This is a genomic window from Streptomyces sp. NPDC048442 (assembly GCF_040651475.1).
Classification (GTDB): Bacteria; Actinomycetota; Actinomycetes; order Streptomycetales; family Streptomycetaceae; genus Streptomyces.
The window spans coordinates 14,004-29,837 of sequence record NZ_JBEZKB010000028.1; the positions used below are offsets into that span (position 1 = coordinate 14,004).

At 69.6% G+C, this 15,834-nt stretch carries 13 protein-coding genes and 3 pseudogenes; 3 read left to right on the forward strand and 13 right to left on the reverse strand.

Annotated features, from left to right (window positions below; all coding sequences use genetic code 11):
- Nucleotides 1-221 precede the first annotated feature (221 nt).
- Nucleotides 222-434, forward strand: a pseudogene (locus AB0D18_RS32310) (isochorismatase family protein); the annotation flags it as partial.
- Nucleotides 435-454: 20 nt separating this feature from the next.
- Here AB0D18_RS32310 and AB0D18_RS32315 read toward each other — a convergent pair.
- The 3 genes from AB0D18_RS32315 to AB0D18_RS32325 are packed head-to-tail and all read right to left on the reverse strand — an operon-like array spanning nucleotide 455 to nucleotide 1,494.
- Nucleotides 455-676 carry a transposase gene (locus AB0D18_RS32315; protein ID WP_362426913.1) on the reverse strand — a complete coding sequence of 74 codons (222 nt, stop codon included), beginning with the start codon at nucleotides 674-676 and terminating at the stop codon, nucleotides 455-457.
- 12 nt (nucleotides 677-688) lie between these two features.
- Nucleotides 689-1,030 (reverse strand): hypothetical protein, encoded by a 342-nt coding sequence (locus AB0D18_RS32320; RefSeq protein WP_362426654.1) that lies wholly within the window; start codon nucleotides 1,028-1,030, stop codon nucleotides 689-691.
- 59 nt (nucleotides 1,031-1,089) lie between these two features.
- Entirely contained in the window at nucleotides 1,090-1,494 is a 405-nt protein-coding gene (locus AB0D18_RS32325; protein WP_362426656.1) for a helix-turn-helix domain-containing protein, read from the reverse strand.
- Between the two features lie 93 nt (nucleotides 1,495-1,587).
- On the opposite strand from AB0D18_RS32325, the gene AB0D18_RS32330 reads away from it, so the two are divergent.
- The gene (locus AB0D18_RS32330) at nucleotides 1,588-2,130 is read left to right on the forward strand and encodes a DUF6368 family protein (protein WP_362426659.1); all 543 of its coding nucleotides are present in this window, start codon (nucleotides 1,588-1,590) and stop codon (nucleotides 2,128-2,130) included.
- 19 nt (nucleotides 2,131-2,149) lie between these two features.
- On the opposite strand, the gene AB0D18_RS32335 is transcribed toward AB0D18_RS32330, so the two are convergent.
- The 5 genes and pseudogenes from AB0D18_RS32335 to AB0D18_RS32355 form a co-directional block, all read right to left on the reverse strand.
- Nucleotides 2,150-3,748 carry an ISL3 family transposase gene (locus AB0D18_RS32335; RefSeq protein ID WP_362426662.1) on the reverse strand — a complete coding sequence of 533 codons (1,599 nt, stop codon included), beginning with the start codon at nucleotides 3,746-3,748 and terminating at the stop codon, nucleotides 2,150-2,152.
- A gap of 206 nt (nucleotides 3,749-3,954) precedes the next feature.
- A complete protein-coding gene (locus tag AB0D18_RS32340) occupies nucleotides 3,955-5,223 on the reverse strand; it encodes an ISL3 family transposase (protein ID WP_362426665.1) in 1,269 nt (422 codons plus the stop codon).
- A 212-nt stretch (nucleotides 5,224-5,435) separates the two neighbouring features.
- Nucleotides 5,436-5,570: pseudogene (locus AB0D18_RS32345) on the reverse strand (MarR family transcriptional regulator); the annotation flags it as partial.
- 125 nt (nucleotides 5,571-5,695) lie between these two features.
- The gene (locus tag AB0D18_RS32350) at nucleotides 5,696-7,126 is read right to left on the reverse strand and encodes a gluconate:H+ symporter (protein WP_362426668.1); all 1,431 of its coding nucleotides are present in this window, start codon (nucleotides 7,124-7,126) and stop codon (nucleotides 5,696-5,698) included.
- 102 nt (nucleotides 7,127-7,228) lie between these two features.
- Complete coding sequence (locus AB0D18_RS32355) at nucleotides 7,229-7,777, reverse strand: gluconokinase (RefSeq protein WP_362426671.1); 549 nt, start codon at nucleotides 7,775-7,777, stop codon at nucleotides 7,229-7,231.
- 145 nt (nucleotides 7,778-7,922) lie between these two features.
- Here AB0D18_RS32355 and AB0D18_RS32360 point away from each other — a divergent pair, with 145 nt between their 5' ends.
- Complete coding sequence (locus AB0D18_RS32360; RefSeq protein WP_362426674.1) at nucleotides 7,923-8,624, forward strand: FadR/GntR family transcriptional regulator; 702 nt, start codon at nucleotides 7,923-7,925, stop codon at nucleotides 8,622-8,624.
- Nucleotides 8,625-8,857: 233 nt separating this feature from the next.
- Here the strand turns inward: AB0D18_RS32360 and AB0D18_RS32365 are convergent, their stop codons facing one another.
- The 5 genes and pseudogenes from AB0D18_RS32365 to AB0D18_RS32385 all read right to left on the reverse strand — a co-directional run.
- Nucleotides 8,858-9,796: a fumarylacetoacetate hydrolase family protein gene (locus AB0D18_RS32365; RefSeq protein WP_362426677.1), complete on the reverse strand. Its 939-nt coding sequence runs from the start codon at nucleotides 9,794-9,796 to the stop codon at nucleotides 8,858-8,860.
- A gap of 16 nt (nucleotides 9,797-9,812) precedes the next feature.
- Nucleotides 9,813-10,934, reverse strand: a complete 1,122-nt coding sequence (locus AB0D18_RS32370; RefSeq protein ID WP_362426680.1) for a cupin domain-containing protein — start codon at nucleotides 10,932-10,934, stop codon at nucleotides 9,813-9,815.
- 91 nt (nucleotides 10,935-11,025) lie between these two features.
- A complete protein-coding gene (locus AB0D18_RS32375; RefSeq protein WP_362426683.1) occupies nucleotides 11,026-13,323 on the reverse strand; it encodes an FAD-dependent monooxygenase in 2,298 nt (765 codons plus the stop codon).
- A complete protein-coding gene (locus AB0D18_RS32380) occupies nucleotides 13,314-13,727 on the reverse strand; it encodes a thioesterase family protein (protein WP_362426916.1) in 414 nt (137 codons plus the stop codon). The genes AB0D18_RS32375 and AB0D18_RS32380 overlap by 10 nt, the downstream gene beginning before the upstream one ends.
- A 156-nt stretch (nucleotides 13,728-13,883) precedes the next feature.
- Nucleotides 13,884-15,518 (reverse strand): annotated as a pseudogene (locus AB0D18_RS32385) (AMP-binding protein); the annotation flags it as partial.
- Nucleotides 15,519-15,834 lie beyond the last annotated feature (316 nt).

Below are 15,834 nucleotides of genomic sequence, written 5' to 3' on the forward strand. Positions count from 1 at the left end.
GTGTCACCAATTCCTGATGTACATCCAGGGGATCTTGGCGAGATCGTATCAGTGAACCTGAGGGAGCAGATGAACAACGCTACTACGGTGTGATGCTGGAAAGGTATCAACAAGTAGTGGTATTCAGGGAAGAGGACATAGCGCTCATCGACCCACAGGGATAGATAGCGTGAATTCTGGCGGGGTCTCGGGATGGTCGAGGCCCCGTTCTCCTTTCGTATATGGGACCTCGGTCTGCGCGGCCTCCGGCGGTGCCGGCCCCTCCCCGCTCACGGCCGTTGTCGGCTCTCGACACCCGCCACCAGGACTTGGTGGCCGAGAAATCCGCCTACAGCGCATTCTTCCCCAGCCGCTGTCCGCTTCCCGACCCCCTGGCCGAACGCGGCATCGACACCGTCCTCATCACCGGAACGCTGACCAATGTGTGCTGCGAGTCCTCACTGAGCTTTGCTGATCAGGTTGGTGCTGGGTGGATTTCGAGTCCGGTGTGGGCGAGGAATGCGGACCGCAGGGCCGGTCGGTGCTGGATTCCGCGGAGTCCTGTTCGAACAGCGTGGGTGAGTTCGTCGAGGGTGAGGGCGGCGAGGTTGGCCAGGGCGGTGCGTTTGAGGTGGGACCACACCTGCTCGACGGGGTTGAGGCCGGGAGCGTAAGCGGGCAGATAGTGAACGGTCAGCCAGACACGCCCCTAGACCGAGCGTCGCATCCAGTGGCTGTGGTGCCCGGCGAGGTTGTCCCAGATCAGCACCATCGGGGCGCCGAGGGCCTGGTGAGCCTGGTCGAGCAGAGGGATCAGGTCGCGGTACCAGCCGGTGCCGATCCGGTAGATCAGTCTCGGAGTCCCGCCGGGGCGGTAGCAGACCAGGGCGGCCATCGACACCTTGGGCCGACGGCCTTTGAACACGGTCAGCACCGGGGTCTGCCCGGCCGGTGCCCAGGTGCGGACAACGGCGCCGGTCAGCGAGGCTCCGGCCTCGCCCTGGAAGCAGGTCCAGGCGTCGGAACCCCCCTTTTTTCGATCTCCGGCCACTGGATGTCCACCCACTCCTGGACGGTGTCCACATCATGATCGGTGGCCTGGCGGGCGGGTTACTGCGGGGCGAAGCCCATCCGGTGCAGCAGTCGGCTGACCACCGACAGTGAGCCGTAGACCACCGAGAACTGTTCGATGATCACGCGGCGGACCCGTGCCAGGGTCCACCCGTCGGTCGCGAAGCCGTAGTCCTTGGCGCCACGCCGCAGCAGTTCCCTCAGTTCCTGACGCCGAGTGTCGTCCAGGGCGCATTGCGCGCCGGCGATGCCGTGCCCGAGCAGGGCCTTCGGGCCGCCCTCGCTCCAGGCGTGGTGCCAGTTGTGCACCGTCTGCACACTCACTCCCAGGAGGCGCGCGATCTCCGCATCCGACCGGCCGCCCTGTTCGAATAACTGGCCCGCCGTCAGGCGCCTTTGCTCCCCGGCCCGGTGAAAATCACCGGCACGCTGCCCCGTTCCCATGAATACGGCATAGGCTCTGGCACAGCTTTTGCGGACCGAGCACGCTGAGTAATCGGTTTGGGATGGCCGTCCTAGCTGTCTAGGCTCCGAGGCATGAGCGGCCCGGTGTTGGTGATTGAGTTGGCGGAGGCGGTCCCCCAAGCCGCAATTCAACGACTCCACGAGTTTCTGGGTCGTTCCTCGACCCGTTTTGAGGAGAAGCGGCTCGGCGAGTACGACCTGAACATCCACGCGGAGAGCCTCGGCATCACGGAGACCGGGGGTGTCGACGGGTGTCGGCCCGTGCTGGTCTCTCTCATGGGGCCCGGTATCGGCGACGAGGCCATCTTCGAGGCCGAGCACGCTGACGAAGTCGACCAGGAACCCCTCATCGGCCTCACCCCGACCTACGCTGTCGATGTCATCGCGTTCTGCAACCGCCCAGTGGACCACGTCGTCACAGCCTTGCTGACAGCTGCCGTCATGGACGTGATCGGCGGCGTCGCCAACGCCGAACTGCTGGAAGATCAAGTGCCGATCGTCGCCGGCCTTCCGGGCATCGTCGCAACTATGACCGATCCATGGCATGCCGCGTACGGCTCGGCGGAATTTCTCAGAGCTTGGGTCCAACAACCCGGCTTCCGGCTCCTGAAGTAGCGGAACCTACTTCGTCGGGTCAGGCGAGTAGTACCCGCTTGCGCAGCAGCTTGAAGCCGGCGCGGCCGAACATCTGCCGCTTGAGCATTTTGATCCGGTTGGCATGGCCTTCTACGACGCCTGAGCTCCAGGGCAGTGTGAGGCCGGCGGTGACGGCGTCGCGGTCGCGGTCGATGCCGTTGGCGAGGGTGTGGAGGCTGGGAAGGTCGTCTTGTCTGACTGCGTCGAGCCAGTCCGGCAGGTGCTGGCCCTGGCGCTCGGTGAGCATGATCGCGAAGGAGCGGACGTGCCGGGTGAGGGCCTCGATTTCGGGGCAGTTGGCCCGGACGTTCTTGAGCTGGAGCTGTTCGGTTTCGGTGAGGGATTCCGGGCGTCGCAGAACCCATCCGGCGACGGTTCGGGGCGAGGGCGGGCGCGCGGTCACGGGTCGTGGCGAGGTGCGCTTCTTGCGTAGGTAGGCGCGAACGCGCTGGTAGCTGCCTTTGTAGCCGAGGGGGACGATCTCCTCCCAGAGCTTCCAGGCGTTGGTGCAGCCCTTGTTCCAGCGCTCATCAAGGTAGGTCTTGTACTCGTCGAGGACGGAGGACCGGTTCTGCCACTGTCCGGTGAACAGCTCCTCCGGCGTCGCAGCGTCAGCGAAGCGTTGGACGGTTCGCCAGGTCATACCGAGCTGACGCTGGATCGAACGGCGGCTGCGGCCAGCTTCCAGCAGGGCATGGATGGTGGCGTACCGGGCCCGGGTCCGGTCGGCGAAGCGGTGACCAGTCGGCCAGGACGAGTCTGCCGACTCCTCCTCCGGACCGGGTCCCGCCTCGTCCTCGGGCGCTTCTGGGACAAGAACTCGCAGGCAGCGGCGGTGCTGGGCGACGCTTCGCTCCGCGGCTTCGCTGAGGTTGTGCCACAAGTGCCAGCGGTCGGCGACCTGGACGGCCTGGGGTGCCCCGGCGCTGGCGCCCTCGGCGAAGAACGGCACCCGGTCCCGGCAGACGACCTCGATTCCAGGCCGCTGAGCCAGCCACGCGGCCAGGCTCGTCGCCTCCCGGTCAGGCAACAGATCGACGGGACGATGAGTCTCGACGTCCACGAGGACGGTGCCGTAGTGGCGGCCCTTGAGGGTGTCGTACTCATCGACACCGACCACTCGCGGCGCCGGAACGTCCTGCTCGGGCAGCGCGTCGACCAGCCGCAACACCGTGCTGCGACTGACCGGCACCCCGAGGACACCGGTCAGGTGAGCACCCGCCCGGCCCGCGTGCGCCAGACCGACCGCGGCCAGCACGGACCGCAGCCGCTCGGTGCGCTGACCGGGCCGACGCGTCGGCCCGGCAACCTGCTCCACGAAGGTCCGCCGCTTGCACGCGGCCTCCTGGCAGGTGAACCGGCGGACTCTTAACCGTAGTAAGACACTTCGCCCGGCGCTGGGAACATCAGCAGGAAACCGCAGGTAGGAGCCGTGAACACGGCTCGACCACGTCCCGCACCCCGGACACACGGCACCCGCCGCAGTGCAACGCACGTCAACGCGCACTATCGCGATGTTCACGGCCACCGACAGCACGATGACGTCGCCGACGGACGGCAGCAACAGCTCCTTCACCTGGAGCACGAGTTCATCCACGGCCCCGAACTGTCAGCCACACCGCACAGGTCACCGCTCGTTTTCAGGCAACTTACCGAGCTACCCACACGACCTCAGCTGTTACTCGGCGTGCATGCACCACAAAACCTGGGGCCAGAGCCCGAGGCGGTTGGTGAGGATCTCACCGAAGCTGCGGACATGCTCGGCGGCAGTATGGAGTTTGGGACAACGGGCCAGGACGTCCTTCAGCGCGGCGCGTTCTTCCTCGTTAGGGGTGGCGGGGTGAGCCAGCCGGTCACCAGCCGCACCGTCGGCGGCCGAGGCGGCGCGTCCGGTGGAGCTGCACGCAGGGTGGCCACGTAGGCGCGGACCATCTGGTAGGTGACAGGGGCGTTCTCGGTGAGGAGCTCTTGGTGGAGGTGGGTGACGCTTGTACTTCCCGCGGCGAACCGCTGCTCCAGGTACGGCTTGTAGGGGTCCAGCTTGCTGGGCCGGGGCCGCATTTCACGGAAGGTCTCCTGCCAGTGCGCTGCCTGCGCGTATCGCAACACGGTGTTGAGGCCCCAGCCCACGTGGCGGGCGATCGCCCGGCGTGAGTGTCCTTGCGCGAGCAGTTCGTGGGCCAGAGCGTGCGCGGCCTTCTTGCGCTGGGCTCGTCGGCCGACAGGCTCCGGGCTGGCAAGTCCGGGGCCGTCTGGTGGCGTATCGGTGTTCGATGGACTGGCTGGTGCCGGTGTGCGCAGGCACGCGCGGTGGGCGGCGACGCAGGTCTCCACGGCCCGGCCGAGGGCTTGCCACAAATGGAACCTGTCTGCGACTTGGAGGGCATCGGGTGCGCCGCGCCGGGCATCCTCGGCGTAGGCGCCCGCCCGGTCACGGCAGATGATCTCCACGCCTGGGTGACCGGTTAGCCACGAGGCCAGCGGCCCCGCTTCGCGTGTCGGGAGCACATCGACCAGATGGTGGGATTCCTCGCAGGTCAAGACCGTTGAGTACGTCTGGCCCCGGCGGATCGCGAAGTCGTCCTCACCCAGAACCCGCGGCGTGCTGAACTGCGGATCAGGCAAAGCCATGACTCGGCGCAGCATCGTCATCCGGCTCGCCTCCAGGCCCAACTTGCCGGACAGTCGGGAACCGGCCCGGCCAGCAAGAGCGAGCCCAATCTGTTCCAGAGCCTGGTTCATCCGGGTCGTGAACCGCGCGTACGGGGCGGTCAACTGGGTGAAGGGTTCGGCGAACGTACGGCGCTGACAGGGCGACGCGTCGCAGATGAAGCGCCGGACCGTCAACAGGATCACGACAGTCTGTCCCCCAAGCGGGAGGTCCTTCAGCCTGCGCTGATAGCAGTCATGCACCCGGGCGGAGAACCCGCCGCAGTCCGGGCAGTTCGCCCCATCCGCGCGGCTTCTCGCCACCACATCGACCGTGCCGAACGCGGCGGTCACCGCCTCGACGTCTACGTTGTCGATCCCGTCGAACACCAGCGTGTCCCAGAACGATGCATCGGTCTGCATGACCAGTACCGTCACCGATTGCGGCTCGCCTCGACGAACTTGTTCAAGACCTGACGGAGCGTCAATATTTTAGTCGCCAGACGACAAGGCGTACGCGGTGTGCAAGTTGCCTTCCTCTCGCAATCGAACACAGGGGGACGCTCCTCGATGGCTCCCCAAGATCTGTGCCAGAACCCCTAAGACAGTGACGACGACCCCCGCTCAGGAACAACAGGTGCAGCAGGCTGGCCACGCCGGCGGGCACGGTACCCCTCCGCACGGTGAGCAACGTCGGCACGGTAAGCAGATGGACCGTTATTACGCATCACCTCGCGCACCACCGTCGACGACGGACGACCCAAGCCCCGTGGGGAAGGCGAAGTACTACCAGCGGGGGTGGTACGACGCCGTCCGCGCGGTGAGCAAGGTGTTCGCGTGGATGTCGGATCAGCAGCGGGCGGCGCTGATCGAGGAGGGGATCGGCTACGGGACTTTAGAGCACCAGTGAGAGCAGCAGGACAAGTGCGCCTGCGACGACCGAGATGATGGTCTCCATGACCGACCAGGTCTTGATGGTCTGGCCGACGTTCATGCCGAAGTACTCCTTGACCAGCCAGAAGCCCGCGTCATTGACATGGCTGAAGAAGAGCGAGCCGGCGCCGATCGCGAGGACGAGCAGGGCGGCGTGTGTGGTCGACATGTTGGCTGCGAGCGGCGCGACCAGGCCGGCGGCGGATACCGTCGCGACAGTGGCCGAGCCGGTGGCCAGGCGGATGACGACGGCGATCAGCCAGGCGAGCAGGAGGGCGGGGATCGACCAGTCCTCGGAGATCTGCAGGACCATCTGGCCGACACCGGAGTCGATGAGGGTCTGCTTGAAGCCGCCTCCCGCGCCGACGATCAGGAGGATCCCCGCGATCGGGGCGAGCGACTTCTCGACGGTTGAGGTGATCTTGCCCTTGGAGAATCCGGCGGCGCGGCCCAGCGTGAACATGCCGACGATGACGGCGGCGAGCAGGGCGATCAGCGGCGAGCCGATGACGTCGAAGACGCGCTGCACTGTGTGGTCGGGGTTGTCCACGACGATGTCGACGAGGGCCTTCGCCAGCATCAGGACCACGGGAAGGAGCACGGTGGCGATGGTTGCGCCGAAGCTGGGGAGCCTGGTGGCTGTCTTGCCCGGCTCACCGGTGGATTCGTCCAGTTCCTCGGACGGGCGCCGCGGCACCATCGTCTCGGGTACCGGGATGTCCACCCAGCGGGCCGCGACCTTGGAGAACAGTGGGCCGGCGATGATCACGGTCGGGATCGCGACGAGCACGCCGAGAGCGAGTGTGACGCCGAGGTTGGCGCCGACCGCGTCGATGGCGACGAGCGGGCCGGGGTGCGGCGGGATCAGGCCGTGCATCACGGAGAGACCGGCGAGGGCGGGGATGCCGATGCGCATCAGCGAGTAGTTGCCGCGCTTGGCGACCATCAGCACGACCGGGATCAGCAGCACGATGCCGACCTCGAAGAACAGCGGCAGCCCGATGACGCTGGCGATCAGCACCATCGCCCAGGGCATGGACCGCCCGCCCGCCTTGGCCAGGATCGTATCGACGATCTGGTCGGCGCCTCCGGAATCCGCGAGGAGTTTGCCGAGGATCGCGCCGAGTGCGATCAGTACACCGACGCCCGCGACCGTCGAGCCGAGCCCGGCGGTGAAGCTGGTGATGGCCTTGTCGAGCGGGGCGCCCGCGAAGGCGCCGAGCGCGAGCGACCCGATGGTCAGTGCCAGGAACGCGTGCACCTTGAACTTCGTGATGAGCAGGACGATGACGGCGATGCCTGCCAGGACGGCAATCCCGAGCTGGGCGTGGCCCGCCGAGGTGATCGGCTCTACGGCGCCCGCTGCCAGCGTCTCGACGTTGAGACTAGTCACGGTGTTTCCCTTGCAGGAGAGGTGGTTACGGGGGTGGGGACGCGTCCGCGTGGTAGTGCGCGTACGCGTCGGGGGTGCGCCGCCTGCGGGGCGGCGCGGGGGTCACTGCGACGGCTGCGGGGGCTGAGCGCTGCCGTCCGCCGCCGGGCCGAGGGCGCGCAGAGCCGCGACGGCCCGCTCGGTGATGTCCTCGGGGCTGCCTGCGACGTCGACGTCGACGCCCGCCTCGTCCGGGCCGAGCGGCTGGAGCGTGGCGAACTGCGAGTCGAGCAGCGCGGTCGGCATGAAGTGCCCCTGGCGCTGCGACATCCGTCCCTCGATCAGCTCGCGCGAGCCGGTCAGATGGACGAAGACGATGCCCGGAGCGGCGGACCGAAGCCGGTCGCGGTAGCTCCGCTTCAGCGCCGAGCTGCTGGCGACGCCACCGAGTCCGGCTCTGCCGTGGGCCCAGGAGCCGATGGCGTCGAGCCACGGCCACCGGTCGTCGTCGGTCAGCGGGGTGCCCGCCGACATTTTGGCGATGTTCGCCTGGGGGTGGAAGTCGTCGCCCTCGGCATAGGGAACGCCGAGCTGTGCTGCGAGCAGGGGGCCGATCGTGGTCTTGCCGGTTCCTGCCACGCCCATGACTACGACGACGTGGGGGGTGTGCATTGCTGCCTCGCTGTCTTCATTGACATCTCGCACGGCGGCCGGTCGTGCGTCACGCCACTGAAACCCATTAGGTCAGAAGAATTCAAGAGTCTGTGACTTAAAAGTCAGACTTATTGCGGCCGGGGGTGCCTCGTAGGCTTACGCCATGACTCCACAGACCCGAGGGCTGCACGCTCGCGTACTGGAAAGCCTCGGGCCCGCCATCACCGGAGGCGAGTACCTGCCGGGGAGTGTCCTGCGGACGGACGAGCTGTCCCAGGAGTTCGAGGTGTCCCGTTCCGTCATGCGCGAAGCGGTGCGGGTTCTGGAGTCCATGCACCTGGTGGAGTCACGGCGCCGTGTCGGCGTGACCGTGCTGCCCGCCGAGGAGTGGAACGTCTACGACCCGCAGGTCATCCGCTGGCGCCTGGCCGGCGCCGACCGGCCCCGCCAGCTGCGTTCCCTCACTGTGCTGCGCTCTGCAGTCGAGCCCACAGCCGCGGGCCTCGCCGCCCGCAACGCCACCGCCGAGCAGTGTGCGGCCCTCACCGAGTGCGCCATCGGCATGGTCGCCAACTCCCGTGGTCAGCGGCTGGAGGGCTATCTCCTGCACGACATCGAGTTCCACCGGACGATCCTCAGGGCATCCGGCAACGAGATGTTCGCCCGTCTCGGCGACGTGGTCGCCGAGGTGCTCACCGGCCGCACCCACCATCAGGTGATGTTCGAGGAGCCCGACCCGGCGGCGGTCACCCTGCACGTCAAGGTCGCCGAAGCGGTGAGGGAGCGGGACGCCGTACGGGCCGAGGAACTGACCCGCGAGATCACCATCGGCGCACTGGAGGAACTGGACGTGCTGGCGCCCTGAGGCCCGGGTGCGGGAGCCGCGGCGACCACAGCCCGGGAGAAGTGCGGGCATCCTCGCTGCTGAGCCGGGCGAGAAGAGCCTCGTGGAGCCGGGACCACAGATCGACCTTGGTGGTGGGCACGACAACCGAGGGGAAGGGTGATCCTCATGGGGGTCATCCCCCATGAGGATGTACTGGGCATGCAACAGCCCGCCCGTCCGGTGTTCGTTCCGCCGTTCTCGGGCTGCGGGGTTCAGCGGGCGTCGACGACGGGGTTGGTGAGGGTGCCGATCAGTTCGACCGTGGCCTCCACGGTGTCGCCGGGCACGAGGAACTCGGGCGGGACCATGCCGGCTCCGACGCCGGAGGGCGAACCCGTCGCGATGACGTCGCCGGGTTCCAGGGTCATGCCGGAGCTGATGTCGGCGATCAGGCGGGCGATGGGGAAGAGCATGTGCCGGGTGTTGGACTTCTGCTTGGTGACCCCGTTGACGCGCAGCGAGAGGTCGAGGTCCATCGGGTCGGGGATCTCGTCGGCGGTGACGACGACCGGCCCGAAGGGTGCGTAGGAGTCCTGCCCCTTGGAGAAGAACCACTGGCCGGAGCGTCGCTGGTCGCGGGCGCTGATGTCGTTGACGATGCTGAAGCCGAAGACGTGCGCGTACGCGTCCTCCTCGCTCACCCGGTACGCGGTGCGGCCGATGACGACGGCGAGTTCGCACTCCCAGTCCAGCTGGGTGGTGAGGTCGGCGTTGTGCAGGACGGGTGCGCCGGGGCCGGTGACCGCGGTGGCGGGCTTGCTGAACAGCACGGGGCGGGGCGGGAGTTCCTTGTGGGTGTCGAGGCTGCGGCTGGACTCCTCGACGTGCTCGACGTAGTTGAGCCCGACTCCGATGATCTTGCCGGGGCGCAGGGGCGCGGCGAGGCGGACGTCCTCGGTGCGGTGGACGGCGTGGGCGGGGCGGTCGCCTTCGAGCAGTCGGCGGGCGGCGGCCAGAGCGGCGGGACCGGCCTGGACGAGGCCGAGCAGGTCGTGCGGGAGCGGGACGCCGGCGTGTTCGGCGAGGGCGGTGAGGTCGACGACGTGTCCGTCGGTCTCCGCGCCCAGGCGCGGCTCGGATCCGGCGGGGGCGGCGGATCCGGCGGGGGCGGCGGGGGCGGCGGGGGCGGCGGTGAAGGTCAGCAGACGCATGGGGGCTCCTCGTGGGTCAGGCGGTGGCGGCGACGGGCTGGTGGCCGCCGTGGTCGGGGTACGCCTCTTCGCGGTGGAAGCCGAGCGAGCGCATGACGGGGAAGTCGTTGAAGGAGAACAGGCAGGCGTCCTCGGAGAGGTCGAGGTTGTGGTGCTCGTGCCAGGCCCAGGAGGGGACGCAGAAGATGTCCCCTTCCGTCCATTCGAAGCGCCGTCCGGCGATCACCGAGGCGCCCCGGCCCTTGGCGACTGTGTAGATCACCGAGCCGGTGTGCCGGTGGGCAGCGGTGGCCTGTCCGGGGCGAAGCAGCTGCATGTGGGCGCCCATGGTCGGCATCACCGGGCCGCCGGTCAGCGGGTTGGTGTACTCCGCGATGACTCCGTCGTACGGGGAGCCCTCGCTGGCGCGGGCGAGGCCGCGCAGGGCCTCGTACGTCTGCTCCCACGGGTAGGCGAGCAGCGGGGAGTAGGGCCGGGTCCACTTCTCCGAGCCGTAGGGGAGCAGGGCGGCGGAGTAGGTGAGGACGGAGGAGTTGACCACCTTGCCGGGGGTCTGGTGGAGGTCGGGGTGGACCTCGTAGAACCCTGCGTCGAGGGCGTTGACGAGCGGGATGTCGAGGCCGTCCTGCCAGATCACCGGGGCGTCGGTCCCGTCGTTGCCGTGTTCGTGCCAGGTGCCGTTCGGGGTGATGGCGAAGTCGCGGGGGCCGACCTTGAGCTTCTGGCCGTCGACGATCGTCCAGGCGCCGGTGCCCTCAAGGACGAAGCGCAGGGCGGCGGCCTGGTGCCGGTGGGCGGTCATGGCCTCGCCGGGACCCATGATCTGGAGGCCGGTGTAGAGGAGTCCGGCGGCGGCGCTGACGTCCTTGCGCCCCGGGTTGACGAGCATGACGACGCGGCGGCCGGCGTCGTCGGCATCGACGAGGCCGAGGGCCTTGTGGACGAGGGGCCTCAGTTCCTCGTAACGCCACAGGGCGGGAACGGACTTGGGCTGGGGGTACCAGGGCTCGATGTCGTTGGCGACGGTCCACAGGGCGCCGGCGTCCAGGGCTTCGAGTTCGCCGTAGTAGGCGGTGAGTTCGGGGGTGTCGGAGACCCGGGCGCGGCCCAGCGCGGTGTCGTCCTGCTCGATGGTCATGCGTTCTCCTCGGGGGTGGCGGTCAGGGGTCCGGTGGGTGGCACGGTGAAGGCCACAGGCAGGGGCGGGGGCTTCACGAGGGGGTTCCCGTTCAGCCGGCGTGGGACGTGGCGGCGACGCGCGGCAGCCAGCGCCGGTACACGGGCGCGGCGGGCTGCCGCAGGAGTTCCAGACGCGGCGGCACCCGGTCGGTGCGGGCGGCAGGCGGTCGAACGCTTCCGGCCCGCCACGACGGCGCCCAGGGCGCGGCCGGGCCGCGGTAGCCCTGGGCGGCAGCCGCGTGCAGGGTCCACAGCGGGTCGTGGAGCTGGGCGCGGCCCACGCCGCACAGGTCGGCGCGGCCCGCCAGGATGATCGAGTTGACGTCGTCGTACGTGGAGATGGCGCCGACGGCGATGGTCGGGACCCCGGTGGCGTTGCGGATCAGGTCGGCGTACGGGGTCTGGTAGCTGCGGCCGTAGCGGGGCTGTTCGTGGGCGACGACCTCCCCGGTGGAGACGTCGAGGGCGTCGGCGCCCGCCCCGGCGAGGGCGCGGGCGATGCCCACGGCGTCGGCCTCGCTCAGGCCGCCCTCGGCCCAGTCGGCGGCGGAGATCCGTACCAGCAGCGCCTTCTCGGCGGGCCACACCTCCCGTACGGCGCGCAGTACTTCCAGGGGGAAGCGCAGCCGGCCGGTGAGGTCGCCGCCGTACGCGTCGGTGCGCAGGTTGGTCAGCGGCGAGAGGAAGCCGGAGATCAGGTGTCCGTGCCCGTACTGGAGTTCCAGAGCGTCGAACCCCGCCCGGTCGGCGCGTTGGGCGGCGGCCGTGAAGTCCCGTACCACCTGGTCCATGTCGGTGCGGGTGGCCTCGCGGGGCTCGGCAGCGTGCTCGTCCCAGGGCAGGGCGGAGGCGGCGATCGGCGATCCGGCGGCGCGGCGTCCGGCGTGGGTGAGCTGGATGCCGAGGCAGGTGTCGCTCTGGCCGTGGACGAACTCGGCGATCCGCTGCCAGGCGGTCTCCTGTGCGTGGTTCCACAGGCCCGGACAGCCAGGATCGGGGCGGGCGCCGTCGGCGACGGCGGTCATCCCGGCGATGACCAGGGCGGCTCCGCCGAGGGCCTGGGTGCTCAGGTGGACGAGGTCGAAGTCGCCCGGGATCCCGTCGCGGGCCGTGGCGAGGGCGGTGGGCGGGACGACGACGCGGTTGCGCAGGCGCAGTCCCCCGATGTGCAGGGAGCGGAACATCGGTGGGACGGGTGCGGTGGTGTTGACGGCCGTGGTGAAGGACTCGTCGCGTACGCGCAGGTTGTCGTAGGTGACGCGGCGGCTGCGGGTCAGCAGGTTGAAGGCGAACTGGTGCGGCTCCTGGCCGGTGTAGCGGTCGACGTTCTCGAACCATTCGAGGCTGGCCTGCGCGGCCCGCTGGGTGGACTCCACGACGGGCCGCCGCTCGTCCTCGTACGCGGCGAGCGCGCCCGGGACGTCGCCCGGACGCTCGTGCAGGCACGCGGTGAGGGCGAGGGCGTCCTCCATGGCCAGCTTGGTGCCGGAGCCGATGGAGAAGTGGGCGGTGTGGGCGGCGTCTCCGAGCAGGACCACGTTCTCGTGGCGCCAGGTGCGGTTGCGCACGGTGGTGAAGCGCAGCCACTTGGAGTTGTTGGGCAGCAGCCGGTGGCCGTCGAGGTGCCCGGCGAGGATCTCCTCGCAGCGGCGGATGCCTTCCTCGTCGCTGTCGCCGGGCGGGTACGCGCGGCCGGCCGATTCGGCGAAGCCGGCGCGCTGCCAGGCGTCCTCGTCCAGTTCCACGATGAAGGTGGAGCGGGTGTCGTCGTACGGGTAGGCGTGCACCTGGAGGGTGCCGAAGTCCCGCTCCTCGACGATGAAGGTGAAGGCCTCGAAGACCTTGTCGGTGGCGAGCCACATGTAGCGGCCGGTGCGTTCGTCGAGGTCGGGGCCGAAGGTGTCGGCGAACGCGGCGCGGGTGGCCGACCGGACTCCGTCGCAGGCCACCACCAGGTCGTACTCGGCGGCGAGCCGGCCTGCCTGCGGGGCCTGGGTGCGGTAGCGGACGTCCACGTCGAGGGCGGCGCAGCGGTCCTGGAGTATCCGCAGCAGGCTACGGCGGCCGAGGGCGGCGAAGCCGTGGCCGCCGGAGGTGAGGGTGCGGCCCCGGTAGCGGACGTCGATGTCGCTCCAGCGGGCGAACTCCGCCGACATCGCGGCGTGGACCTCGGGGTCGGCGGTGGCGATGCCGTCGAGGGTCTCGTCGGAGAAGACGACCCCGAAGCCGGAGGTGTCGTCGGGCGCTCCCCGTTCCCAGACGGTGATTTCCCAGTGCGGGGAGAGCTGTTTGGCCAGGGCCGCGAAGTACAGGCCGCCGGGCCCTCCTCCGATGACTGCTACGCGCACGGGATGCCTCCTGCGGTTGCGGTGATGAGCTCGGGGGCCTGCGGGCCCGCTTGGGTGAGGACCTCGCGGACGTCGGCGGGCCAGGGGGTGGTGCCGGTGGCCGTGGCCGCCGAGTGGGCGATGACCATGCGGCCGGTGGCGGCCTCCGCCTCTTCCTTGCCGAGGACCGTGAAGGCGTAGTGCAGGGAGCTCGCGCCGACCTTGGTGACGCGCAGCTGAGTACGGACGGCCTCGCCGAACCAGAGACGGGCGCGGTAGTCGGCCTCGAAGTGGACGCGGGGCGTGCTGCCGAAGAGGTGGGACAGGCCCAGGCGTCGCAGCAGCACGGCCTCGGCCGCCTCGACCCAGCGGACGACGGTGGAGTGGTGGTAGTGGCCGGCCGCGTCGGTGTCGGACCATTCCACGCGGCGCTCGACGGTGACACTGGGCAGGTGGACGGCATGTGCCTCCGGGGCTCCCGAGGCCTGGGTCTCCGGGGCTGCTGCGGTACGGCTGTCGTCGGCCGCGCCGCCTTCGCCGTCCCGGTCCGTGCGGGTGTCCTCGGCCAGGGCCTCCGCCTGGGCCCGCAGGCGCAGTTCGGCGCGCTGGAGCTTGCCGGTGGGGGTCTTCGGGAGTCGCGCGACGAACTCGACGGCCCTCGGGTACTTGTACGGGGCGATGGCCGCCTTGACGTGCGCCTGGAGCGCGCGGACGGTGGCCTCGGCCGCCGGGACGCCCTCGCGCAGGACGACGTACGCCTTCACGATCGTGCCGCGCCGCTCGTCGGGGGCGCCGACGACCCCGCATTCCTCGACGTCCGGGTGGGCGGTGAGGGCCTGTTCGACCTCCGGGCCCGCGATGTTGTAGCCCGAGGAGACGATCATGTCGTCGCTGCGGGCCACGTACCAGAAGTAGCCGTCGGCGTCGCGGATGTAGGTGTCGCCGGTGATGTTCCAGCCGTTCTTGACGTACGTCGTCTGGCGCGGGTCGGCGAGGTAGCGGCAGCCGGTGGGTCCGGTGACGGCCAGCAGTCCTGGCTGCCCGTCGGGTACGGGGTCGCCGCGGTCGTCGACCACGGCCGCGCGGTATCCGGGAACGGGCCGGCCCGTGGAACCGGGGCGGATCTCCTCGTCGGCTGCGGAAATGAAGACGTGCAGCATCTCGGTGGCGCCGATGCCGTCGATGATGCGCAGCCCCGTGGCGGCGTGGAACTCCTCCCACACGGCTGCGGGCAGGGGTTCCCCGGCGGACACGCAGCGGCGCAGGCCCGAGAGCTGCCCGGCCGCCCCGGCGGCCATGATCGCGCGGTAGGTGGTGGGGGCGGTGAACAGGACAGTCACGCCGTGCGCGGCGACGAGGTCGGCCAGCTGCTGCGGGGAAGCCTGCTCGATCAGCAGGGTCGAGGCGCCGACATGCAGGGGGAAGACGACGAGCCCGCCGAGACCGAAAGTGAACGCGAGCGGCGGCGTGCCGGCGAAGACGTCGTCGGGGCGGGGTTTGAGGACGTGCCGGGAGAAGGTGTCGGCGTTGGCGAGGACGTCCCTGTGGAAGTGCAGGGTCGCCTTGGGGCGCCCGGTCGTACCGGAGGTGAAGGCGATCAGCGCCACGTCGTCGGCGGCCGTGTCCACGGCGGTGAACCGGCCTTCCTTCGTGGCGCAGCGGGCGGTCAGGTCGGCCGGGCCGGGGCCCCCGTACGGGATGACCGGGAGGCTCTGGGGGCCCGGTCCGCCGGGTGGTGCGGGGAGGTCCGCCGCTTCGAGTTCGGCGACGTAGCGGTGGTCGCACACGGCGATCGTGGGGCGGCTGATCCCGCACAGTTCGGCGAGTTCGGCGGAGCGCAGCAGCGGCATCGTGGTGACGGCCACGCCGCCGGCCTTGAGCACGCCGAACCACGCGGCGACGAGCCAGGGGTTGTTCGGGCCGCGCAGCAGGACGCGGTTGCCGGGCTTGAGGCCGTGGTCCTCGGTGAGCACCTGGGCGACCTGGTCGGCGCGCCGCTGGAGCTCGCCGTAGGTCCAGCGCTCGGTCGGGGTCAGGAGACAGGGGCGGTCGGGGCCCCAGCGCTCGACGGCGTCGTCGAGCAGGCGGCGGGCACAGTTGAGCCGGTCGGGGTAGTCCAACTCGGCCAGCTCGAAATGGAGTTCGGGCCAGAGGGAGAAGTCGGGAAGCCGGTCGCGGCAGAAGGAATCGGCATGCGCCGAAGGGGAGAGCTCCATGGGGCGGCACCTCGATCAGGAAGCAGCAGGGGGAAACCGGGCAAATTTCTTGGTAATTGATTGGCCGTCAGCTTTTCGCGACACGCCGGCCCCGTGACACCGCCGCGGCGGCTCTGGCAACGGGAACGCGCACCCGCACGGACTTGCCGGACTCACTGGACTCGCCGAACTCGCAGACCAGCAAGGGGAGTTCGCCGCCGGAGCCGGCGGTCAGTAGCCGGACGAGGAGCAGTCCGCGCCCGCTCTCGGTGTGGAGGTCGGCCTCAGAGCCGGGGCGCAGCGGTACGAAAGGCCCATGGCTCCCAGCCCCAGCCGG